21 protein-coding genes are annotated in these 23,455 nt (G+C 40.0%); 5 read left to right on the top strand and 16 right to left on the bottom strand.

Going from position 1 to position 23,455, the window contains the following annotated elements; all coding sequences use genetic code 11:
* Window positions 1-334: 334 nt before the first annotated feature.
* Window positions 335-1,381, top strand: a complete 1,047-nt coding sequence (locus tag AC6CHV_RS25640; RefSeq protein WP_498079927.1) for an ATP synthase beta subunit C-terminal domain-containing protein — start codon at window positions 335-337, stop codon at window positions 1,379-1,381.
* A gap of 17 nt (window positions 1,382-1,398) precedes the next feature.
* Here AC6CHV_RS25640 and AC6CHV_RS25635 read toward each other — a convergent pair whose 3' ends face one another.
* The 3 genes from AC6CHV_RS25635 to AC6CHV_RS25625 form a co-directional block, all read right to left on the bottom strand.
* Complete coding sequence (locus AC6CHV_RS25635; RefSeq protein WP_498079926.1) at window positions 1,399-2,226, bottom strand: cytochrome c oxidase assembly protein; 828 nt, start codon at window positions 2,224-2,226, stop codon at window positions 1,399-1,401.
* A 220-nt stretch (window positions 2,227-2,446) separates the two neighbouring features.
* Window positions 2,447-3,118: a GNAT family N-acetyltransferase gene (locus AC6CHV_RS25630; RefSeq protein WP_498079925.1), complete on the bottom strand. Its 672-nt coding sequence runs from the start codon at window positions 3,116-3,118 to the stop codon at window positions 2,447-2,449.
* A 19-nt stretch (window positions 3,119-3,137) separates the two neighbouring features.
* Entirely contained in the window at window positions 3,138-3,995 is an 858-nt protein-coding gene (locus AC6CHV_RS25625) for a nitrilase-related carbon-nitrogen hydrolase (protein WP_498079924.1), read from the bottom strand.
* A 277-nt stretch (window positions 3,996-4,272) separates the two neighbouring features.
* On the opposite strand from AC6CHV_RS25625, the gene AC6CHV_RS25620 reads away from it, so the two are divergent.
* The 3 genes from AC6CHV_RS25620 (at window position 4,273) to AC6CHV_RS25610 (ending at window position 6,149) form a co-directional block, all read left to right on the top strand.
* Window positions 4,273-5,262, top strand: a complete 990-nt coding sequence (locus tag AC6CHV_RS25620) for a polysaccharide deacetylase family protein (protein WP_498079923.1) — start codon at window positions 4,273-4,275, stop codon at window positions 5,260-5,262.
* Between the two features lie 183 nt (window positions 5,263-5,445).
* The gene (locus AC6CHV_RS25615) at window positions 5,446-5,640 is read left to right on the top strand and encodes a YwbE family protein (protein ID WP_099354078.1); all 195 of its coding nucleotides are present in this window, start codon (window positions 5,446-5,448) and stop codon (window positions 5,638-5,640) included.
* A 32-nt stretch (window positions 5,641-5,672) separates the two neighbouring features.
* On the top strand, window positions 5,673-6,149 hold the full coding sequence (locus AC6CHV_RS25610; RefSeq protein WP_341329940.1) for a hypothetical protein: 477 nt from the start codon (window positions 5,673-5,675) through the stop codon (window positions 6,147-6,149).
* A 47-nt stretch (window positions 6,150-6,196) separates the two neighbouring features.
* Here AC6CHV_RS25610 and AC6CHV_RS25605 read toward each other — a convergent pair whose 3' ends face one another.
* The 4 genes from AC6CHV_RS25605 to pflB all read right to left on the bottom strand — a co-directional run bounded on the left by AC6CHV_RS25605 (window position 6,197) and on the right by pflB (window position 11,001).
* Entirely contained in the window at window positions 6,197-7,264 is a 1,068-nt protein-coding gene (locus tag AC6CHV_RS25605) for a hypothetical protein (protein WP_498079922.1), read from the bottom strand.
* Window positions 7,248-7,772 (bottom strand): RNA polymerase sigma factor, encoded by a 525-nt coding sequence (locus AC6CHV_RS25600; protein WP_440274451.1) that lies wholly within the window; start codon window positions 7,770-7,772, stop codon window positions 7,248-7,250. The genes AC6CHV_RS25605 and AC6CHV_RS25600 overlap by 17 nt, the downstream gene beginning before the upstream one ends.
* A gap of 253 nt (window positions 7,773-8,025) precedes the next feature.
* Complete coding sequence (gene pflA / locus AC6CHV_RS25595) at window positions 8,026-8,751, bottom strand: pyruvate formate-lyase-activating protein (protein WP_440274440.1); 726 nt, start codon at window positions 8,749-8,751, stop codon at window positions 8,026-8,028.
* A gap of 21 nt (window positions 8,752-8,772) precedes the next feature.
* Window positions 8,773-11,001 (bottom strand): formate C-acetyltransferase, encoded by a 2,229-nt coding sequence (gene pflB / locus AC6CHV_RS25590; RefSeq protein ID WP_440274450.1) that lies wholly within the window; start codon window positions 10,999-11,001, stop codon window positions 8,773-8,775.
* Between the two features lie 486 nt (window positions 11,002-11,487).
* On the opposite strand from pflB, the gene AC6CHV_RS25585 reads away from it, so the two are divergent.
* A complete protein-coding gene (locus AC6CHV_RS25585) occupies window positions 11,488-12,444 on the top strand; it encodes a D-2-hydroxyacid dehydrogenase (RefSeq protein ID WP_440273307.1) in 957 nt (318 codons plus the stop codon).
* Between the two features lie 62 nt (window positions 12,445-12,506).
* Here AC6CHV_RS25585 and AC6CHV_RS25580 read toward each other — a convergent pair whose 3' ends face one another.
* From AC6CHV_RS25580 to AC6CHV_RS25540, 9 genes are all read right to left on the bottom strand, one after another.
* Entirely contained in the window at window positions 12,507-12,737 is a 231-nt protein-coding gene (locus tag AC6CHV_RS25580; RefSeq protein ID WP_440273308.1) for an excisionase family DNA-binding protein, read from the bottom strand.
* Between the two features lie 213 nt (window positions 12,738-12,950).
* A complete protein-coding gene (locus tag AC6CHV_RS25575; protein ID WP_341329935.1) occupies window positions 12,951-14,528 on the bottom strand; it encodes a M2 family metallopeptidase in 1,578 nt (525 codons plus the stop codon).
* A gap of 57 nt (window positions 14,529-14,585) precedes the next feature.
* Entirely contained in the window at window positions 14,586-14,966 is a 381-nt protein-coding gene (locus tag AC6CHV_RS25570; RefSeq protein ID WP_341329934.1) for a DUF2500 domain-containing protein, read from the bottom strand.
* 199 nt (window positions 14,967-15,165) lie between these two features.
* Window positions 15,166-15,885 (bottom strand): YebC/PmpR family DNA-binding transcriptional regulator, encoded by a 720-nt coding sequence (locus AC6CHV_RS25565; RefSeq protein WP_341329933.1) that lies wholly within the window; start codon window positions 15,883-15,885, stop codon window positions 15,166-15,168.
* Window positions 15,886-16,069: 184 nt separating this feature from the next.
* Complete coding sequence (glnA, locus tag AC6CHV_RS25560; protein WP_341329932.1) at window positions 16,070-17,407, bottom strand: type I glutamate--ammonia ligase; 1,338 nt, start codon at window positions 17,405-17,407, stop codon at window positions 16,070-16,072.
* A 272-nt stretch (window positions 17,408-17,679) separates the two neighbouring features.
* Window positions 17,680-18,564 (bottom strand): diaminopimelate epimerase, encoded by an 885-nt coding sequence (gene dapF / locus AC6CHV_RS25555; protein WP_341329931.1) that lies wholly within the window; start codon window positions 18,562-18,564, stop codon window positions 17,680-17,682.
* 19 nt (window positions 18,565-18,583) lie between these two features.
* On the bottom strand, window positions 18,584-19,825 hold the full coding sequence (locus AC6CHV_RS25550) for an LL-diaminopimelate aminotransferase (protein WP_341329930.1): 1,242 nt from the start codon (window positions 19,823-19,825) through the stop codon (window positions 18,584-18,586).
* Window positions 19,826-20,088: 263 nt separating this feature from the next.
* Window positions 20,089-21,558, bottom strand: coding sequence for a glutamate synthase small subunit (locus AC6CHV_RS25545; protein WP_498079921.1), 1,470 nt, complete (start codon window positions 21,556-21,558; stop codon window positions 20,089-20,091).
* Window positions 21,559-21,599: 41 nt separating this feature from the next.
* Window positions 21,600-23,455, bottom strand: a 1,856-nt coding sequence (locus AC6CHV_RS25540; protein WP_498079920.1) for a glutamate synthase-related protein, incomplete at its 5' end; no start/stop codon positions are given.

The raw sequence follows: 23,455 nt of genomic DNA, 5'->3' as shown, positions 1-23,455 counted from the left end.
GTACCCTCACTTGGGTGGATTTCGCTTTGTGAGGGTATGATACGCCTCATTGAGTACCCTCACTTATTCAGCTTTCGCCTTGTGAGAGTATAATTATGGCCACCCGTTCGCCTTTATTAAGTTTGAGATTATGTAAATAGCCACTCATTTGAAAGATGTGTGGCCTGGTTCACTAAGATTGGACAAACGTTACGTTTTTCCTTATGACAGTTTTGTTCTATCAATTTTAGAACTCTTAACCCACAACCGTAAAAAAAATTACGCTGTAAAGAAAATATCTATTGCATCAAAGCGGAATTTAGTTTACTCTAAAAAGTAACAGGAGGTGAAAAATTTGGAAGATATTCGACTCAATGTTTCATTGCTGCGCAGAAGAGTACCCAATTTAACAACTGCTGCCCGTTCTGTGGGATTACGTCCAGCCACTGTATCCAATCTGTGTACTGGAAAAATTCCTGTAGGTCGTGCAGAGGTACGCACACTTGTGGCGCTTGCTGATTTAGCTGAATGTAGTGTGGATGAATTATTAATTCGAGGGGAGAAAATGGAAATGATTGAAACTGGGATTAAAACGCTTGATGTATTTGCTCCGTTAGCAAAAGGGGGTACAGTTGGTCTTGTCGCTCGCCCAGGAATGGGGCAACTTGTAGTTCTTGCCGAATTATTCCATCGCTTGCGTAACAATGATTTCAAGACAGTATTGCTTTTACCGGAAGGGGATCATCTAGGAATTACTGATGTTTTAGATGAAGTTCAATTCCAAGTAAAAACAATTAAAGAAGCCTACGATGAAATTGCAAAGCTTGGAAAGACGAGTGAAGTTGTTTTTGCAGCTGACCGATCACATGTAATCACAGGGGATATCCAAATCTTGCAAGAAAAATTACATTCAATTGGAATTAACTCTGTTACAACGGTTCTTGTGGACTTAAAAGGGGATGTTGTAGATGAGGATGTTCCATTTGGACCACTTGAAACCTTATGGCAATTTGACGCTGACCTCACTGCAAGACATCAATATCCTGCAATCAATCCAGTATACTCAACCTCTTCTGTCCTTGAAGGGGCACACCTAGACCAAACACATTTCACAATCCAACAGCGAGCAAAAAAACTATTACGAAGATACCGCGAGCTCCGTTCACTCGTTACTGTGCATGGGCTTGAAAAGCTACCAGAAACAGAAGTCCAAACCTACAAACGTGGTGAGCGTCTTGAAGCATATTTAACTCAACCATTTTATGTAGCCGAAGCCTTTACAGGTAAAAAAGGAGAATCGATTAGTTTACAGGATACTTTACTCGATATCCGCAAAATTCTTGATGGCTCTACCGACTCAAATGACGTCTCAGAATTAGCCTACATTGGAAAACTAAGTTAAACAATAAAGGCAGGAATTCACTTCCTGCCTTTTTTCATATACAACCATATTGCACTCAAGCCGAAGATCAGTGTTTGTGTAATAAATAGGATGATTGCTCCGTTTTTTTGTTCTCCAATTGGTGGATATGGGAGTAGCGTTTCTAATAAATCCGGCGGAATCTCTTCCCCAAGAGGCATACATAATGCCAATGCAGCAAGCATTTGACTTGTGTCACTATATACAGAATACAACGCATCTTTTGCGAGCCATAAAAACAGAGTCACTGGTAAAAACAATACTATGTTGACCACTATATAAATGAGCTTTTTCTTAAAAGTCATCTGATCATGCTCTTTGATCGGTCCGATGATTGGCCACCACAGTAAGACGGCTGCTACTATCAAGCCAATTAAAAAGAAATAGTTTGTAAAGTATCCTGTTCGAATCCAGTCAAACATAACAGGTACGTGATATCCAATTAACAAACCGTGGAAGAGAATTATTGTAAACACGGGATGAGTTAAAACACTGTAAACCTTTTTCACACTATTTTTTCGAAGTGCTTTTTCAAGCAGATTGGTCTTTAATCCCATTACAATCAAAGGTGCTGCAATAAGAAGTACAACAACAATCTGTATGATGTGAGCACGAAACAGCATGCGCCCTAATAGGTTCAAAGGACTTCCCACAGCCAAAAGAATTAGCAGCATACTTCCGGCAAACGCTATGGATTTATGCTTCGGATGATCTTTTGGTGTTGGTAATAGGAACATATATAAGACAATTAATATCAGGGTAAAAAAAATGATACCCCCATTCCATTGGGAGTGAAAACTAAAACCATCTAAAATTTGACTAATCACAATATCACCAGCTTTTCGGATATTGGTTGCTCAGAAGGTTACATTCCTGCGAATTTGAATTCTCCACGCCAAAAAACCTTCCAAACATACACTTCTTACTTTATTGTAAATCCTCTCTCCTCCGCCGGAATATGATTTATATCACATGTCGTTTTTCAGACATTTTTCAGACAAAAAAAATCCATATTTAAACCATTTAGATTTAAATATGGATCTATTATTATAATGGAAGTAAGTTTACAGTTTCTTTTTCTTTTAGGCTGTTCACCATTCCAAGCCATTCTGCTGGTTTGTTTGGAAGAACTGTATAATACGTTGTTAAGAAATCAACAACCAATTGGCTTGGTAATTCAGATACTTGGTCATCACTAGGCATGAAACATAGATCTAGCCCCTTAACTGCTTCCCCGTCATTGTTCCATGATGGGTGAACATAGTCGAGTTCTATACGTTTATAACCAAGATGAGACAGAACCTCACGGCGCACGAACGGATCCATTGGTTTAACTGTTCCAAATTCATAATGTGCAACTTGATACGGATCGTAGATTTCAGCAAACATTCCGAATAACTCTTTACCGTTTGCAGCAGCTAACTCCTGTAAATCCTTACTGCGGTTTTGTGCTAAAAAGCGACCGATACTCAATCCTGGTTGACCGATGATCGTAAAGTCAGTCATTGCAATGTTCCAGTCTGGATAATAACGGTATTCCGTTGTCCCAACGACCTCATCGTCATGTACCGCAACGAAAACACGAATACTAGGGTCCTCAAGCGGCTCCTTCCAAAGTTCAAAGTCTAGAACTTCCTCTTTAGTAAACACACTTTTCATTAATTCATGCATTTTAAAAAATAGCGGGTCATTGATGCTTGTTATTCTTTTGTATTCCATCTCATTCACTCTCTTTCAATTAGTTCCAATCAGGATAAAGGTCCGTTCTACGGTCACGCCATGTTGTAACCGCACCTCGTTCACGTACTTCATAGAGAAGATCCAAATCAAGGTCTGCTGTTACAATCATGTCGTTGTTTACTTCACCTTCCACTAAAATTCCTTTTGGTGGGAATGGAATATCATTTGGTGTAATAACCGCTGCCTGGCCAAAGTTTGCACGCATAAAATCAACCGTTGGTAGAGTACCAACCGTGCCTGTTCCAACAACATAGACTTGGTTTTCCACAGCTCTTGCATGGCTTGTATAACGCACACGATGGAAGCCATGGCGGTCATCTGTACAAGATGGGCAAAAGATCACATCGGCACCCTTTGCCTTTGCGATTCGAACAATTTCAGGAAACTCGATATCATAGCAAGTTAACATTGCAATACGGCCTTTATCTGTATCGAAAACTTGGAAATCTTCTCCTGGTGTCATATTCCATTCGTTCACTTCAGTTGGGGTAATATGCAGCTTGGCCTGCTCCCCGATTCTTCCATCCGGATAAAATAAATGAGCCACGTTGTTGAGGTGGTCGCCCTTTCGGATGACATGTGTTCCGCCAATAATGTGGACATTGTATTGTTTGGCAAGGTTTGAAAAAAGCTGTCGGTAGCTTTCAGTAAAGCTTGGTAGATCATCAATAGTGAGACTTGAACCGTCCTCCCTACCAATTGATAAAAGCTGTGTAGTGAAGAATTCTGGAAATAGAATAAATTCCGCATCAAATTCCATTGCAGTTTTTATATAATGCTCACATTGAGCCGCAAATTCATCAAAGGAACTGATTGTGTGAAGATGATATTGAACAGCTGAAACCCTCATTTTCAAATCGAGAATCCCCCTTCATTAAAAGATCTTATAAGTGGATTATTAACTATTTTTATCGTTGAAACAAGTAAATTGTCCTTTATTATATTAGACTACGAGCATTTGATTCTCAAAAACCTTTTTTTTCCATAATTTCTTCTTCCTCAAAGTCTTTCCATATGTTACTATAAGGCTTGTCTATACAAATCTTGTAAAAATGTTGTAATAAAACTGAAACGTTTCCGCAATATAAACGTCTTATATATTGAAGAATATCACAGCGAAGAAGGTATGCTTAATGTCGAATGCGAGAAAAATGAAAAAGGGCAACATTGTCAAAATTATTGCGTTGTTTGGCTTTATTGTGTTGTTACTCTTGTATTCTTTTTTTCTACTTAAAACTAAATTTTTTCTAGAAGCAGATGCATCTGAACCGATAATTGAGGTTGTAGCACCTGCTGAATCTCCTGAAAAATATGAACCAATAGATGATGAACTTAGAGTTGATGACAAACCAAAAGGAAATATTGAAGAGGAAAAACCCGCTGAAGAAGATTCCGCACCTACAACTGAGCCAACAAAAGAACCAGCACCAGATCCAGATCCTGTGCAACCAACAACTCCCAAAGAAGATGTGAAACAGGAAGACGATCAAGAACAGGTAGCACCAAAGGAAACTCCTGCCCCTCCTTCAAGGGCTGTTTATCTCACTTTTGACGACGGTCCTCATAAGGTTTCAAAGGATATCCTTGCTTTACTCGATCAGTATGATGCGAAAGCAACTTTTTTTATGTTAGACAACAATATGAAAAATTATCCTGATGCAGTCAAGGAAATGGCAAGTAAAGGACATAGCGTAGGACTTCATGGTGTCACACATGATAAAAACAAATTCTATCAATCTTCGAAATCCGTTGTTGGTGAAATGGACCAAACACAACAGACGCTTTTTGAATTAACAGGAATCGAATCAGATCTCATCCGCACTCCATTTGGCAGCGCACCATATATGACTGACGCATATAAAGAAGCTGTAGATGTTGCTGGCTACAAGATGTGGGATTGGAATATTGACAGCCGGGATTGGCAATTTCGGGATAGCCGGTACGTAGATAGTGTAATTGAGCAGCTAACTAAATTGAATCGTGTCAATCAGCCAATTGTCATTCTGTTGCACGAAAGACCAGAGACACTCGAGCATTTACCTAAACTATTAGACTATCTTAAAGAGCAAGGCTATGAATTCAAAGCATTAGAATCAACGATGCATCCTATACAGCTATATTAAAGGTGAAGATGGCCTGAGGGCCATCTTTTTTTGTGTGAGTCAGCTCGGTGGGCTCGACCGGAAGGTGGGTCAGAGGGACAGGTACACTGTCCCAGGAAAATTATGGTGGGACGCGGGACCTGTCCCTTTGTCCCAATGTAGGGTAAACTAGGTAGACAAATAATTAATGGAAGGGTTTTTGTGATGAATGGGCAGAATCGTGCTGATATAGTACCGGGAATTGAAGTTCAAATTGTGTTAAAGAAAGACCAGCGTACTGGTATACTGACAAAAGGAATTGTGAAAGATATTTTAACGAAGTCTAGTTTCCATCCCCACGGAATTAAGGTTCGATTAGAGGATGGACAAGTTGGGCGAGTGAAGGAAATCATTCAATAAATTATTTATTAAATAGAAATGAGGACATGAATATGCTATCTTTCGAGGAAAAACTTAAGGTCATCGAATCATTCCCGGAATTGGAACGAAAAAATGTATCTTTAGGGAGAGTTAATTTTCATTATAATGACAGCGTCTTTGAAAAGAAGATTGTTGTACAGCATCTTCATCCAAATGGTAATGGCTTTGTGTACGCCGGAAACCTTCAAAACTACGAAGTCGATGCGAAGGGATTTATTAATATACGGGATTTCTCCGAAGCTGAGCTAAGACGAATCGTGAAAGAATCGATTCAATCCCTTTCTGCGAACTCTCCTTTAGCAAGGGAAAATGCCATTATTGGTGAAGGACAGGAAGAACGTTGGGTTAATGATGAGGGACATACATTGCTACTTGTACTCGAGGATGAATGGTGGAATATATATTCCGGCCTAAACTTAGAAGAAGCCTTTGGCTCCTATGATGAAGCCGAAGACTATTTATATGAAGAAGGCTTTAGACTTCAATAATTAGAATCCAACCTCCCGATTAAATGAGGTTGGATTTTTTAATTTCACTATTGAATTGGCATGAAGGCTACTTTCCATACGCCGTTTTCATCTTTTACCATTTGGAAGCCCATGTCTCCATTTTGATTACGAAAGGAAATATATCCTTCATATTCGTTCGTTTGGTGAAACCTTCCTGAACCTAAACCGTAAAAAGGTTCCTTGTATTTTTCGGGATCCCTTGTTTCTTTTTCCCAGTACTTCTTATCTTCCTCTTTCGACCACATCACATACTCTTCTCTTGTTGTGTACAGAGCATATGAAGTTTCCTGATCACCGTCCGCATTCGCTTGGAGATATAGTTTCGCAACACTGATTGGCTCTAGTGTTCTTATTGCCTCAAGATCATGCTCAAGCTTGAATTCCTCATAAGCTACTCTTTCTACCTCATTAAGCTCTAGATCATTTTTGACCTCTGGTACATACTCGTCTAGAGGGGCATAAATTTCTACTGTTGTTTCATCCCAGTAATTAATATGAATATGATGGAGTTTTTCCTCATTATTTTGTTTGTAAGAAAAGACAATTTCTATACTAGGTTCTGCCTGACTTTCATTTAACTCGCTAACAGCTATGGATTTCACATCAATCCCCTTGTAAAAATCAAGTAATACATCAACTTCCTTTTCCGGATTTGCCACAAAAAACACATTATTTTTAAGGAATTCCTTATCTTCGACATGAAGTGCCTCAAAGAAATGGACTACTAGCTTACTAGCTTTTTCTATTGTCGTTACCTTTAAGACTGATTCATACATTTGTTGATACGCAGGATTCTCGGCCAACAATGCATCAAAATCCGGATTAATGACATTTGCAGTTTCCTTGGTTTCGGTTTCTACTGGCTGCTGCCCTTGATCTAAATTACTTGTCACATAGGACATAGATACGATGGAGAACAGCAGAATTGCCGCTGTTACAGGGACCCACATTTTGAGCCCTGAAAAATTTCTTCTTTTTGTTATCTGTTTTTCCTTTAGTGATTTTTTTAGCTCTTTTGCAAAAATTTGATTTGGTTCAAGGTCAGGACGATTTTTTAAAGGCTGTAACCATTTCTCATCATTTCGATTGTTCATTGAGTCCCCACCCCTCCTCGTGAACTCTAATTTGTTTTTTCATTTGTTGAATCGCTCTGTGGTAATCGACGCGTACTTTCCTTTCACTGCATCCCATGACTTCAGCGGTTTCTTTAACAGACAACTCTTTTAGTCCGCGAAAAATAATGATGGACCGATAGGTAGGCTTTAATTTTATGAGGGCTTCTTGTAATTCTTCCCAATCCTTCTTTTGGATGGCCTTCTTTTCAGGCGTAGCTTCTTCTGATTCCTTTTCGTAGATCCAATCTGGTAAGTATTGAATAAACTTTTGTTTTCGTTTAAGATCAATTGCCGTATGCTTTGCTATCGAGAAAATCCATGTTTTCAATCTTTCTGGATTTTGTAGACTGCCTAAGTTTTTCATAATTTTAATAAAAGTTTCTTGTGTGATATCTTCTGCTTCTTGACGGTTATTCGTATAAAAGAGTGCAAAATGATAAACATCCCGGTAATACGTATCATAAATAGTTTCTATATCGAACGACATATTCTCCAATGCCTCGCCCCCAATCAGTAATAAGTCGTTTCAACCCCGAATTTGTTTCAACTTACTTAAAATTTTTTATCCTCAACTACATTTCGTTATCTGTACCATATCTCCTGCTTTGAAATCGGCTCATATCCCAACAAAAAAAGCAGCAAGAGGAAGATTATATGCTCCTATCGCCGCTTACTTGTTAAGTTGATTGTAAAAATATGGTGGGACACGGGACCTGTCCCTATGTCCCAGGTGAGAGACCCTATGACCCTAGGATTTTTTCTGCATTTTTAACTCGTTGTTCGGTTGGGGGTTCGACTCCTTTTAGTTTGTATTCCAGACCTAGACTTTCCCATTTGTAGATACCGAGTTTGTGGTATGGGAGGACTTCAATTTTTTTCACATTTGTTAGTGTTTTTATAAACTCTGATAGTTTTGTAAGATCCTCATCATTATCGCTAATTGTTGGAACGAGTACATGTCGAACCCAAACTGGAACATTTTTATCTGATAGAAACTGAGCAAAATCCAGTATATGTTCATTGGATAGGCCCGTTAACTCCTTATGCTTTATCGGGTCGATTTCCTTAATATCTAGTAAAATTAAGTCAGTTAGTGGCAGTAATTCCTCTAATTTCTCCATAAAATGAGGAGCACGTGTAAAGCATCCGCCAGAACTATCAATCGTAGTGTGAATACCAAGCTTCTTGCATTCTTTAAACAACTCGATTAGAAAGTCAAGTTGAAGCAAAGGCTCACCACCACTTACGGTAACACCACCGCCCGATGCTTGGAAAAAAGGAAGATAGGTTTTGATATCATTGATAATCTCTGAAACACTCATCTCCTTCCCCATATTTAATTTCCAAGTATCAGGGTTATGACAAAACTGGCAACGGAGCAAACACCCCTGAGTGAAAATAACATAACGTAGTCCTGGTCCATCTACCGTTCCACAGGTTTCAATGGAATGAATGCGTCCGTTCATGCTGATCGTCCTCCTCTTTTCTTACATGGTTTCGTGAAATGTTCGGTTTATCACATCAATTTGTTGTTCTCTTGTTAGTTTGATAAAGTTCACGGCATAACCTGATACACGAATTGTTAATTGCGGATATAACTCCGGATGTTCCATTGCATCCATTAATGTTTCTCTGTCAAAGACGTTCACATTTAAATGGTGACCTTTTTTCATCATATATCCATCAAGTAAACCTGCTAGGTTACTAATTCTCGCTTCTTCCTCTCTTCCTAAAGCTCTCGGTACGATTGAGAAAGTATTTGAGATTCCATCTAACGCGTATTCATATGGAAGCTTCGCGACAGAACTCAATGAAGCAAGTGTACCCTTTGTGTCACGGCCGTGGAGTGGGTTAGCACCAGGTGCAAATGGTTCCCCAGCTTTACGGCCATCAGGTGTGTTTCCTGTCTTTTTCCCATACACGACATTAGATGTGATGGTTAAAATGGATTGTGTGTGAACAGAGTCGCGGTATGTTTTATGTTTTTTAATCTTATTCATAAAACGCTTCACAAGCTCAACTGCGATGTCGTCAACACGATCATCATTGTTTCCGTATTTCGGGAAGTCTCCTTCAGTCTCGTAATCTACTACAATTCCGTTTTCATCCCGAATGGTTTTAACCTTAGCATGTTTGATAGCACTTAGTGAATCAGCGACCACAGATAGCCCCGCGATTCCGCATGCCATTGTTCGTAAAATTTCACGGTCATGCAATGCCATTTCTAATCGTTCATAGCTGTATTTATCATGCATGTAGTGAATGATATTTAATGTATTTACATAAAGTCCTGCAAGCCATTCAAGCATGAGGTCATATTTTTCAAGAACTTCCTCATAGTCTAGATACTCTGAGGTAATTGGTGAGTATGTCGGACCAACTTGGATTTTCAGTTTTTCATCAATTCCACCATTGATTGCGTAGATTAAAGCTTTCGCTAGGTTCGCTCTTGCTCCGAAAAATTGCATTTGCTTTCCAATTGTCATCGCCGATACACAACACGCGATGCCATAGTCGTCCCCATACGTTTCTCGCATAATGTCGTCATTTTCATATTGAATGGAGCTTGTTTTGATAGACATTTTTGCGCAGTATTTCTTATAGTTTTCAGGTAACTTCACTGACCAAAGTACAGTTAGGTTTGGTTCAGGTGCTGGTCCAAGATTGTCTAGAGTATGCAAGAAACGGAATGAGTTTTTTGTAACCAATGGACGCCCATCAAGCGCAACACCTGCTAGAGATTCTGTCACCCAAGTAGGGTCACCACTAAATAGCTCATTGTAATCTGGTGTTCTTGCAAACTTAACGAGTCGCAGTTTCATGACAAAATGATCGACAATTTCCTGTGCTTCTTGCTCGGTTAGAGTGCCGTTTTTAATGTCTCTTTCAATATAGATATCTAGGAATGTGGACACACGTCCTAAACTCATCGCTGCCCCATTTTGTTCTTTTATCGCTGCTAAATACGCGAAGTATAGCCATTGAAATGCTTCCCTTGCATTTGTAGCCGGTTCTGAAATGTCATAGCCATAGGAGACAGCTAGCTCCTTTAATTCCTGTAGTGCACGAATTTGTTCAGAAAGTTCTTCTCTGTCACGAATGATGTCGTCAGTCATGGTTCCATTTCCAGTTTCAAGAAGGTCTTTCTTTTTTTCTTCAATGAGTCTATCGACACCATAAAGGGCTACCCTGCGATAATCACCAATGATTCTTCCACGACCATATGCATCAGGTAGTCCTGTTATAATACCCGCTTTTCTCGCAAGTCTCATTTCTGGTGTATAAGCATCAAATACACCTTGGTTATGCGTTTTTCGATAGTCAGTAAAAATCTTTACAATTTCCTGGTCTATTTCAAACCCATAGGATTTCGCAGAATCAACCGCCATTCTAATTCCACCAAACGGTTGAAGTGAGCGCTTAAAGGGTTTATCCGTTTGGAATCCAACCACTTTCTCCTTTTCCTGATCAAGGTAACCAGGACCATGTGAAGTAATCGTAGATACAATATTCGTATCCATATCAAGTACGCCGCCATTTTCCAGCTCTTGCTTTGTTAACTCCATTACCTGCTTCCATAGCGTATTTGTCGCTTCGGTCGGTCCCACTAAAAATTCATCGTCACCCTCATATGGTGTAAAGTTCTCTATTATGAAGTCACGTACATCAATGTCCTTTTGCCATTTTCCTTCTTTAAAACCATCCCATGCTTTCATCATCAATGACCTCCATCCAATAAAAGGTTGTTTACATATATGTTTGTTTTAAGACTTAGTTTGTTCACTACTGAACAAACTTTCTTACAAGTCAATCATACATCGGGACAAGTTTTATGTCATGTGAAATATTTCACAAATAAATAGAGTTACCATTTTAGCCATATTTTCATCAAAATTTGGTCAAAATTACTTGCTCGGAGCAAAACTAACCGGCTTGTGCACCATTAATTTCTTATGATTCGGTAGGTGGTGACACTACAATATGGCTGGATTAGCGTAACCCTCCTAATTTATGGATCTTGATGTTACTCCAATCCTGCTGGAGTACCACCAAACAACTAAAACAAATGGGACGGAGGGACAGGTCCCTTGTCCCTGTAAAAATGTGGTGGGACGCGGGACCTGTCCCTGTGACCCGGAGACTGGTAATACGTGCCAGTCTGTATTATGATAAAAATAAAAAAATTGGGGTGTGGGACTTACATGGCAAAACTAGTTATTACGCAAAACATAGAAGAATTACATTTGGATCAGATTAAAAAGATTGTTCCTGACTGGGAGATTGTTGCGGGACGAGATTCATCTGTTTGGTTAGATCATCTAAAAGATGCTGAGGTTATTGTTGGCTGGAAAAAAGAAATTGCGGAGCATTCCATTTTTGCTGACTCAAAGCTTCGCTGGTTACAAAGCTGGAGTGCTGGTGTCAATAGTATGCCACTTGAGGAAATGGAGCAGAAAAATATTGTTCTGACGAGCGCAAATGGAGTTCACGCCTATCCGATTTCAGAAACTATTTTTGCCTTAATGCTCGGGTTAACGAGAAAAATACATACATATGTCCGTAATCAACAAGAGAAAAAGTGGCATCATGCCGATATGAATCTGGAAATTCATGAAAAGACAATTGGGGTTATAGGTGTCGGTCATATTGGGAAGGAAACGACGAAGATTGCTAAGGCCTTTGGTATGAAGGTAATTGGGGTTCGCCACTCTGACCGGGAAGAGGAATTTGTAGATGAGATGTATACAACGGCCCAGCTGTCTGATGTTCTGCCTCATTGTGATTATGTCGTAGTAACTTTGCCATTGACTAATGAAACGCATCATTTGTTTGGGGCTGAAGAGTTTAAAAAAATGAAGTCTTCTGCATTTTTCATTAATATCGGACGCGGTGAAATTGTCGTTGAAGATGATTTAATTGAGGCACTACGCTCAGGAGAAATCGCTGGGGCAGGTTTGGATGTATTTACAAAAGAACCGCTTGAAGAAAACAGCCCGCTGTGGGACTTTGAAAATGTGATAGTGACACCGCATACGTCTGGTTCAACAGAGCATTACACCAAACGTGTCATTGAAGATATCTTTATCCCGAATCTAAAAAGCTACGCTCAAGGCGGAGTTCTGCCGAGGAATGTCGTGGACTATAAGAAAGGGTATTAGGGACAAGTACACTGCCCCTGTAAAAAAATGGTGGGACAAGGGACCTGTCCCTGTGTCCCACCTTAATCTTCATCCTTCACATCAATATCTTCTGGGATGGGTTCGTTTAGCCATTCTAGGTAGAGCTTTTTGTATTTTTCAAGCTGCTCGAGGGTAGTGTTGAATTGTTCCTTATTTAATAAGTATTGTTCCCCATCGAAAAGTGCACGTACCTTTTTTTCTTGGATAAGTTTTTTTATAAGCTCTTCTGGGATTGATAAATATTCTGCTGTTTCTTTAACTGTTAAATACAACTTACTTCAACCTTCTTTATCTTCGAATTTTATAAGCCCGCCGTTCCGCGTATTCCGAGCATGGAATACACACCTTTATTGTATTCCCCTTATCATCGACATATTGTCGCAAAGGCTTAATTTTTCTTTTACAAATCGCACATTTCGCACCAAAAAAAGAGAACATTTTTACCCTCCTCTTGAAGAAAAAAATGAGAGATATGCTCTCTCATTTTATTTTACCGCAACAAACTGATCAACAAAATGCTGCGGGTTAAGCCTCTCACCAGTGGCTCTTTCTATTTTTTCATTCCAATTATATAACGCACCTGGCTTAAAGAAATCATTTAACAAAAATTCTCCCACTTTTTCCGTGAAAAGATCTGTTGATATATTCTTCTCGATATAGCGCTGCAGCTGAGAAGTTGTTAACTCACCAAGTAAATAGTTTTGATAATACACCGGAACCAACGTAAAATGAATTTTCGCAGCCCAATGTGGATAATCCTGATTTTCTGGCGGCGTTAACAATTGAATCTCACTGACAATTTTCCACCATAAACGATTCAAATCCTGATCCGGATTTTCATAAAGCTCACGTTCGAAAAACACAAATGTCATAATCCAACGGCCCGCAATCAGCATTTGACGACGCAATGATTTTTCAATGAGTGGCTTCAACTCTTCAACTTGCGCTTGGTCTAACCCTAAAAACTGCTGAAGCCATTCCGGATTTTTCCCAAAACGACCGTATAGCATCGCAATTGCCTCAGTTGTTAGTGTATGTGCTGGACTGCGCAATAGGAATGGTAGATCACGGTCAATATATTTAAAATAAACCGCATGCCCATATTCATGTAGCATTGTATTGGACCAGTAATCGGAAGGTACATTGTTACTTAAGACACGTACATCACCCTCGCGATCAATATCGGTACAGAATGCATGCTGATTTTTCTTCTCTCTTGGATACAGATCACTTTTTTGCAGCATATCTGTAATATCCATACCCATTTTTGCGAAAGTCTGTGTTGATAATTCTTCAAGATTTTTCCCATCATAAAACGGATCCAAATCTAATTCCTTAGATGGCGGCGCCTCTTGGAAAAACGGGTCCGCATAATGCCATGGACGCAGGTCCTCTACTTTGATACCAAATCGTTCAGCAAGTTCTTCATCCATTTCCTGCTTTAGTTCACGGAATGGTTCATCCGAAAGCTGCTTAAGCTCTGTAAAAATAGAAAAAATCTCTTCACGGTCAAGTTCCTGTGATTCAAAACTCATTTGATGGAAGTTTTCAAAACCTAGTGAACGGGCCGCCTCATTGCGCTTTTTCACAAGTTTCAATAATTTTTCTTCTACTTCTTTTGCAATCTGCTTACTTGCATGCCATGCTTCTTCTCTTAGTTCAAGATCATTGCTTTTTATTAAAATTTGGCGAACATCGTTCTCCGAAACTTGCTTTCCGTCTAAAGTCGCACGGAATGTATTAAATACACCTACTAATTCTGTTGATAATTCAACCATTTCCTTTAGTTTGTCTTCCGGGAGTTGGTTTTCAAGCATTTGTGAATATAGTAGTTCTAGCTGGCGTTTTTGAACTGAATCATCCGTCTGTTCGAGGTATTCTTTCACCTGTTCAAAGCGCTCCGCATCTGAAAAATAAACACTGTAAGCAGTTTCTGCTTCTGCTGATTTTGCATTCCACTCCTCTTCACCAGTTGTGGCGGCCATCCATGATGCTTCTGCACCTTTAATATGTAATTCGCGAATTGCTTTATTTTGTTCCTCTAAAAATCGTTCAATTGACATTGTAAAACCCCTCCTCATGTCTATAATTCTAGAAAAATCGACAAAATCCTTTTATGCTCACAATCTTTCAAACCCTAAATAACGTGTTCCTTGAAATGTCAGTTTCCCCGTATCCCCTTCGGCAAGAAGACCGTACTCTCCACCAGATACCATAAACTCAGATCGATCTCCACTCTCAAACTCAAACGTAACATAGTAACTTGTCGATGATGTTACATGATCGTGGTGGTGTGGCTCTGTATGATGGTGGGTATGTCTACTAACATGTGTGCGCTTTGATTTTATTATTGCAGGAACACTTAGCCTAGGAGAATCCTCGTTCTTCTTCCACTGATTGATTCCCTTTCCTAGATTAAGAATAACGAGTACGATTACAACAATAAACCCAATCATTATAAAAATTGGAACAGCATTAAACATCATATCTCCAGGATACATAATCTTCCCCCTCAAAAAACTTCTGTAGTATCCATACGCAAAAAGGATTATAAAGTTTCAATGTTCGAAAAATTTTTTCGTAAAAAAGTGTGGGACAAGGAACCTGTCCCCTCGACCCACACTTTTATACACACAAAAAAAGACCCTTGGTTTGGGACAGGGGACCTGTCCCTCTGTCCCAAAGGGTCTGGTTTGTTTGTTATTCGCCTAGGTCGACGTTGTGGTAGACTTGGCGCACGTCTTCTAAGTCTTCTAGTGCATCGATCATTTTTTCGAATTTTGCTTGTGCATCTTCTGGAAGGGTTACATCGTTTTGAGCAAGCATGGTAAGCTCTGCTACTGCAAACTCTGTAATACCAGCATTTGTAAATGCTTCTTGGACAGCATGGAATTGTTCTGGCTCCGCGTAGACGATGACAGATTCTTCCTCTTCCAAGATATCACGTACATCTACATCTGCTTCCATTAATAATTCTAATACCTCATCGGCTGTTTTTCCTTCGATACCAAACACAGCTGTTGCATCAAACATATAGGCTACTGAACCACTGACACCCATGTTTCCACCGTTTTTACCAAATGCTGCACGCACTTCAGATGCAGTACGGTTCACGTTATTTGTTAATGCATCAACAATAACCATTGATCCGTTTGGTCCAAAGCCTTCATAGCGAAGCTCATCGTAATTTTCTTCTCCGCCACCTTTTGCTTTTTCAATCGCACGGTCAATGATTGCTCTTGGTACATTATATGTTTTTGCACGTTCAAGAACGACCTTTAAGTTTTGGTTTAACTCAGGATCAGGCTCGCCCTGTCTTGCTGCTACATAAATTTCACGTCCAAATTTTGCGTAGATTCTACTTGTGTTTGCATCCTTAGACGCTTTCTTTTCCTTAATATTGTTCCATTTACGTCCCATTTAGAACACTCGCTTTCAACTATTGAATCATTTAATATTATACATCAAACTTCCCATTAACAAAATATGTGTTTGACAGGCTATATTAGGTTTATTTTCCAAGTTAAATAATAAGCAAAAACCCCGGCACTTTTTTTGTGTCCGGGGCTATTTCATCTGTTAGACAAATTTCTATTCGGATAGATTAATAAAGAGTCATATATTGGTCTCTTTCCCATGTGTCGACTTGAGTACGGAACTGATCCCATTCAATTTGTTTTGCTTCAATAAAATGGGTGCTAATATGTTCTCCTAAGGCATTAATGAGTAGCTCATTCTTTGAAAAGGCTGTAACAGCTTCTTTTAGATTTTCCGGAAGACTTTGAATTCCTAACTCTGCCATTTCCTCATCTGTCATATGATAGATATTTAGATTCACAGGATCCCCTAATTGAAGTTTATTTCGAATACCATCCAAACCTGCAGCAAGCATAGCTGCTAAGGCAAGGTATGGGTTTGCAGATGGGTCTGGATTTCTCAACTCAATACGTGTGCTTAACCCTCGGCTTGCTGGAACACGTACAAGCGGACTACGATTTTTCGCTGACCATGCAATATAGCTTGGTGCTTCATATCCTGGAACTAAACGTTTATAGGAGTTAACTGTTGGATTTGTGATTGCGGCAAAACTATGCGCATGCTTCAGAATTCCAGCTAAATACTGCTTCGCTGTTTCACTTAGACCTAATTCATCACTTTCATCGAAGAATGCATTTTCGTTTCCTCTAAATAGGGATTGGTGACAGTGCATCCCTGAACCATTTACTCCAAAAAGTGGCTTAGGCATAAAGGTTGCATGTAACCCATGTTTTCTCGCAATATTTTTCACAACAAGCTTAAATGTTTGGATTTGGTCAGCAGCATCAACAGCATCAGAGTATTTGAAATCAATTTCATGCTGTCCAGGAGCCACTTCGTGATGGGATGCCTCGATTTCAAATCCCATATCCTCTAATGTTAGTACGATATCGCGTCTGCAGTTTTCACCCAGGTCAGTTGGAGCTAAGTCGAAATAGCCTCCATTATCATTTAGTTCCATAGTTGGGTTGCCTTTTTCATCGGTCTTGAATAAAAAGAATTCTGGCTCTGGGCCGACATTCATCGCCGTAAACCCTAAGGAATTTGCTTCACTCAATACTCTCTTTAACACTCCGCGAGGATCGCCAGGGAATGGATTGCCATCAGGTAAATATACATCACAGATTAGCCGTGCAATTTTGCTTTCATCTGCACTCCATGGAAAGATAAGCCATGTATTTAAGTCTGGGTATAAATACATATCGGATTCTTCTATTCTCACAAAACCTTCAATTGAAGATCCGTCAAACATCATTTGATTATCCAATGCCTTTTTCAATTGGCTAACCGGAATTTCTACATTTTTGATAATACCGAACAAGTCTGTGAACTGTAAGCGAATATAGCGTACATTCTCCTCTTTTGCGTTTTGTAGAATTTCTTCTTTCGTATAAGTTCTTCCCATAAAATTTTCCTCCTTATAGTGCGTGTTCAAAAAGGAGGGTAAAAAGGACCGAGAATTTCAAGGCGGCGCAGCTTCGAGTACCGGAACGTATGCAGTTAATACGTGAGGAACGGAGAAGCAAGCCAACGCAGAAATTCGATGTGTCATTTTTGGCCGACTTTTTGAACAACCTCTTATATTTGTAATTAGTATCGCTACCGCTCACATCGTTGCTATTTACTCATCAAGGCATCAGATATCACTGTCTAGATACGGGCGAAAACTAACTAATCCTAATTTATTTTTGTAATATGCCTTGCTAAGGATGCCTGTACATCGATCTCACCGTGACAAATGTACTCTGCAGCCCCTTTTTTCCAAATATGATTGTTCTCATCCCACCTGATTTCCAAATCACCTCCTGGAAGGTGAACCGTTACAGGTATGTGTTTTGCTATTTTCCCAGTTAACGTGGCTGCAACTACAGCTGCACAAGCACCGGTTCCACAAGCCATTGTAATTCCGGAACCTCTCTCCCACACTCTATAATCAATTTCATTACTGTTTCTGATATGGACGATTCCCACATTTACTCTTTCAGGAAAGTGGTATGAGTGCTCAATGGCAGGACCTAGTGTCTCTAGTGGTACTTCATGAACATCATCAACAAAAAGGATTGCATGTGGGTTCCCCATTGAAAGGCAAGTTAAAAGAAATTGATTATCACCAATACTTACAGGTTCATTGATTGTTGTTGAATAAGGGTCACCCGCCATAGGGACCATTCCTTTTAGTAATTTAGGCTCTCCCATGTCAACTGTGATTGACTCGACGACATTTTTGTGTCCGGTTGTAACAGTCACATACACAATTCCACCTAGAGTTTCTATTGAAAATGTGTTTGATTCTGCATACAAGTGATCGACCAGATATTTTGCAACACAACGGAGTCCATTTCCACAGTTTTTTCCTTCTGATCCATCCTCATTAAATATTCTCATTCTAAAATCCGCTACACTTGATGGACAGATGAGAATCATCCCATCAGAACCAATGCCAAAATTCACATCGGATACCGCTTTGGCGAGGCTAGTAAGGTCCTGTTCCCTCAAGGAGGATTCTAAGAGATTGAAAATGATATAATTGTTACCTAAACCATGCATTTTTGTAAAAAGCACTTACACTCACCTTCCTTCTCTAAAATATGAATTGGACTCTACTTAACCTTGATTTGATCTCATCTATGACTTTCTTTTCACCTTCCCTACTGTCTGCCTGGAAGGTCACTGAGAACCGAATATAGTTGCCCACATCGTCCCATGGCACACTTGAAATAAGGTGCTCACGAATCAGGTACTGTCCAAATTCTTCTGCATTTGTAAAAGTCGGACCTCCGACAACTCCAACGGGTATTTCTACGTAAAGGAAGAAGGAGCCCTTCGGTTTTTCCGCCTTAAATCCACAATCACGAAGCGCGTTAACAAGTAATTCATGGCGGCGTGAATATTTTTCAGCTGTTTTTACTGTGATTTCTGGATGTGCCAAGGCATATGCTGCTGCTTTTTGGATAGGTATAAATTGGCCTGAGTCACTATTGTCTTTAATGGTTGCAAATGCCTTAACTAGATTCGGATGTCCGGCGATAAAGCCAATTCTCCAACCGGTCATATTAAAGGATTTTGATAAAGAATGAAGCTCTACCCCCACTTCTTTTGCTCCAGGTATTGATAGAAAACTAAGTGGTTTCTCACCGTCAAATACCAGTGCGGCATAGGCTGCGTCATGGACAACGATTAAGTTATTCTGATTTGCAAATGCAACTACTTCCTCAAAAAATTCTTTAGTTGCCGCAGCACCAGTTGGGTTATTCGGGTAATTTAAGTAAAGCAGTTTAGCCTTTTTCAATGTATCCTGATCAATTTGACTAAGATCCGGTAAAAACCCATTCTTTTCTAATAGCGGCAGCTGTACGATTTCACCCCCATAATATTTTGTATAAGTAGCTAGTACAGGGTAACTTGGTGTTGGCATTAGTGTGATGTCACCTGGGTTGATAAAAGCTGCTGGCAACATCGCAAGTGCTGATTTTGAGCCAATTACGTGATTGATTTCCGTTTCTGGATTAAGGTCGCTTACCCCAAATACCTCTTCCATGTAGCGAGCAGCCGCTTCCTTAAATTCAGAAATTCCGTTATCTGAGTAGAATCGATTTTCTGGCTTTGCTGCTTCTAATGACAGCTTTTCTACAACCGCCTCATCAGCCATTGCATCTGGTTCACCAACCCCTAAATCAATTAATTCAATATTGGGATTCTCTTTTAAGGCTGCTTTTTTAGCCCTTTTTATTTTTTCAAATTTAAAAATCTCATCTTTGAGTCCGAACGACGATCCACCGATTCGATCAGCAAAGAGTTGTTGGGTATAGTCTGTTAATGTCATTGGTACTCCTCCATATCAATCAAATGCGCCTTGGCGTATTTGCGCCCAGATTTTAGGCCCACATGAAGTGGGTCATAAAGACGTTGCCACAGGACGTGGCGTTCTTAGTCTTTGATCTTACTTAATCGAAAAGTTTCCTTTAAAAATCTGTGGCAACCTCCGGAGGCATTAACTTTATTCAGTCTGTGTTTGAACATAAACTGAAATGTATATTCACTTTATTTTCATCCCAGTATTTACAGAATGGACTTTACTGAATAAAGTTAAATGCTCATTAAGTAGTTGTGACAAGCTTCTGCAGCTTCTTTTCCTTCTTGAATAGCCCATACTATTAAACTTGAACCACGGCGGGCATCACCTGCTATGAAGGTTCCTTCCTTGTTTGTCTGGTAAGGATCTTCTAGTTTGTCGGCTCTCGTTGTATTTCCTTCTTGGTTGAATTTCTCTAAGAGATCTTGATCCATTCCTTCAAATCCAACCGCTAATAAAACAAGCTGGGCAGGCCAGACACTTTCTGAACCTGGGAGTTGCTCTCTGATTTTCTCCCCGTTTTCATTCACTATCGTCCTAACTTCGATACTCTTAACACCCTTTAAGTGCCCATTCTTATCTCCTAAAAATTCAATAGCTGATGTCGCATATGCACGGGGGTCACCTCCAAACCTCGCTAATGCCTCCTCGTGTCCATGGTCAAGCTTGTGAATGATTGGATATTGCGGCCAAGGATTCTCCTCCGTTCGACTGGTTGACCGCTCAGGATAAATATCAAACTGTACTAGACTTTTACAATTATGCCGGAGAGCCGTTGACACACAGTCTGTCGCTGTGTCTCCCCCACCAATCACAATGACGTCTTTGCCTTCTGCAGAAATAAAGTTCCCATCCGCGAAGTTAGAATCCAGCATGCTTTTCGTATTGCGATGCAAGTAATCCATTGCAAAATGGATACCTTCTAGATTTCTTCCTTCCGCCACCACATTCCGTGGCTTTGTTGCTCCGGTACAGATAATCACACTATCAAACTCTGAATCTAGTTTTTCCAAAGGATAATCTTTACCAATCTCTGTATTCGTCACAAACGTGATTCCTGAATCTCTTAAAAGATTAATCCGACGATCCACGACATGCTGTTCAATTTTCATTTTGGGAATTCCATACGTTAGCAATCCTCCAACTCGGTCTGACCTTTCAAACACTGTAACGGAATGTCCTTGTTGATTCAGTTCCGATGCACTAGCTAATCCAGCAGGTCCTGAACCGATAATCGCCACTTTCTTTCCTGTTCTTTTCTTTGGAATCTGTGGAGTTACCCAACCTTCCTCAAAGGCTTTATCGATAATAGCCCATTCGATATTTTTTATCGTGACAGAACTTTCATATAGTGAGGCTACACACCCTGCCTCACAAGGGGCCGGGCATGCCCTTCCGGTAAACTCTGGAAACGGATTTGTCTTACTTAATCTCTCATAAGCCTCTTTCCAATTTCCTCGATAAACGAGTTCATTCCATTCCGGAATTAGATTATATAAAGGGCATCCGGTAGTCATCCCTCCAAGAACACTTCCGTTCTGACAGAAGGGGACTCCACAATCCATACATCGTGCCGCTTGGTTAACTAGATCTCTTGAAGGAGGCAGAACAGAGATTTCCTTCCAATCCTTCAATCGTTGCAGTGGTTCACGATAATTTGCGGGCTGCCGCTTATATTCTAAAAATCCTGTATGTTTTCCCAAATCGACACCTCTTTTCTTAGGAAACTAGTATTAAGTAGTCGTTAAACAACTAGATTTTGCGTTTCAAGAATTAATTTATAATTCCGAGGGATTACTTTAATAAATTGAGCCGCTTCTTTTTTCCAATTTTGAATTAAGCGATAAGCCAAGGGGCTATTTGTGTATTCATAATGCTCTTTCAAGAGGCTATAAACCATATTCTTTTCCTCAAGATCTTCTATGGATTCTAGTAGAACTAGTTCTGGATTATATTCATGTTGGAAACGTTGATTAGCCGGTTCATATATATAAGCGATGCCTCCAGACATACCTGCAGCAAAATTTTTCCCAACTTCCCCTAGGATTAATGCCCTGCCTCCTGTCATGTATTCACAGCCATGTTCGCCGACACCCTCTACAACAACAGTTGCACCACTATTACGAACACAGAATCTTTCTCCTGCTTTTCCACGAATAAATGCCTTTCCGCTAGTTGCTCCATAAAACGCCGCATTCCCGATAATCACATTCTCTTCGGCAACAAGTGTGGATATACTGGATGGGCGGACAATAATTTTTCCTCCGGATAGGCCTTTCCCAACATAGTCATTACTATCACCTTCTACTTCTAAGGTAAGTCCACTTGGTATGAATGCCCCGAAACTTTGACCAGCTGATCCTTTGAATAGATAGTGAAGCGTATCCTCAGGTAAGCCAACTGCTCCAAATTGCTTTGATATTTCACTGCCAGTCAATGTTCCAACAGATCGATCTGTGTTAGAAATTTGGAAAACATCCCTTGCAGTCTGCTGATTAACCCACGCTTGGCTGCTTATTGGAAGCAATTCTCGATAATCGAGTGTTTGTTCCAGTTGATGGTCTTGCTTTTTAGATGAAACTCTTTCACCTTCATGTCTGACTAAAAGTGGAGACAAATCAAGATTTTGTAGTTTCCAAGCTTTAGGATTATCTATCTGGATTACGTCTGTGCGTCCAATCATCTCATCCATCGTTCTAAAACCAAATTTAGCCATATATTCTCGAACTTCATGCGCAATAAAAGTCATTAGATGAACAATATGTTCCGCTGTCCCCATCATTTTCTTTCGAAGTTCAGGGTTTTGAGTCGCAATTCCAACTGGACATGTGTCCATGTGGCAAACTCTCATCATGATACAACCAAGTGAAACAAGTGGAAGAGTTGCAAAACCATATTCTTCTGCACCTAACAATGCTGCAATTACGACATCTCGGCCATTCATCAATTTTCCATCAGCCTCAAGCCTCACACTATTTCTAAGGCCATTTAGCATGAGGGTTTGATGGGCTTCAGCTAATCCTAGTTCCCACGGCATACCAGCATGCTTAATGCTCGTTTTTGCTGCCGCACCTGTTCCACCATCATAGCCACTTACCAAAATGACATCAGCCTTAGCCTTGGCAACACCTGCAGCAATCGTTCCTACACCCGTTCCTGAAACAAGCTTTACATTAATATCTGCACTTGGATTCGCATTTTTCAGATCATATATAAGCTGCTCTAAGTCCTCAATCGAATAGATATCATGGTGTGGAGGAGGTGAGATTAACTCAATACCAGGTGTCGATCCCCTCGTTTTCGCTACTGATACGGTGACTTTATGGCCAGCGAGTTGACCCCCTTCACCCGGTTTTGCTCCTTGTGCCATTTTTATTTGGATTTCATCACTATTTACAAGATAATGACTTGTCACTCCAAATCGTCCGGAAGCCACTTGCTTCATTCTGCTTAATTTCGAATCTCCATTAACGAGCGGTATAAAACGTTGTGGATCCTCTCCACCTTCACCTGAATTACTTTTCCCTCCAATCCGATTCATGGCTACAGCAATTGCTTCATGAGCCTCTTTGCTAATGGAGCCGTATGACATTGCTCCTG

This window comes from Ferdinandcohnia sp. GQ5 (genome assembly GCF_059759275.1).
Note: the sequence above shows the minus strand (reverse complement) of the source record. Positions and strands in the feature narration are given on the sequence as shown.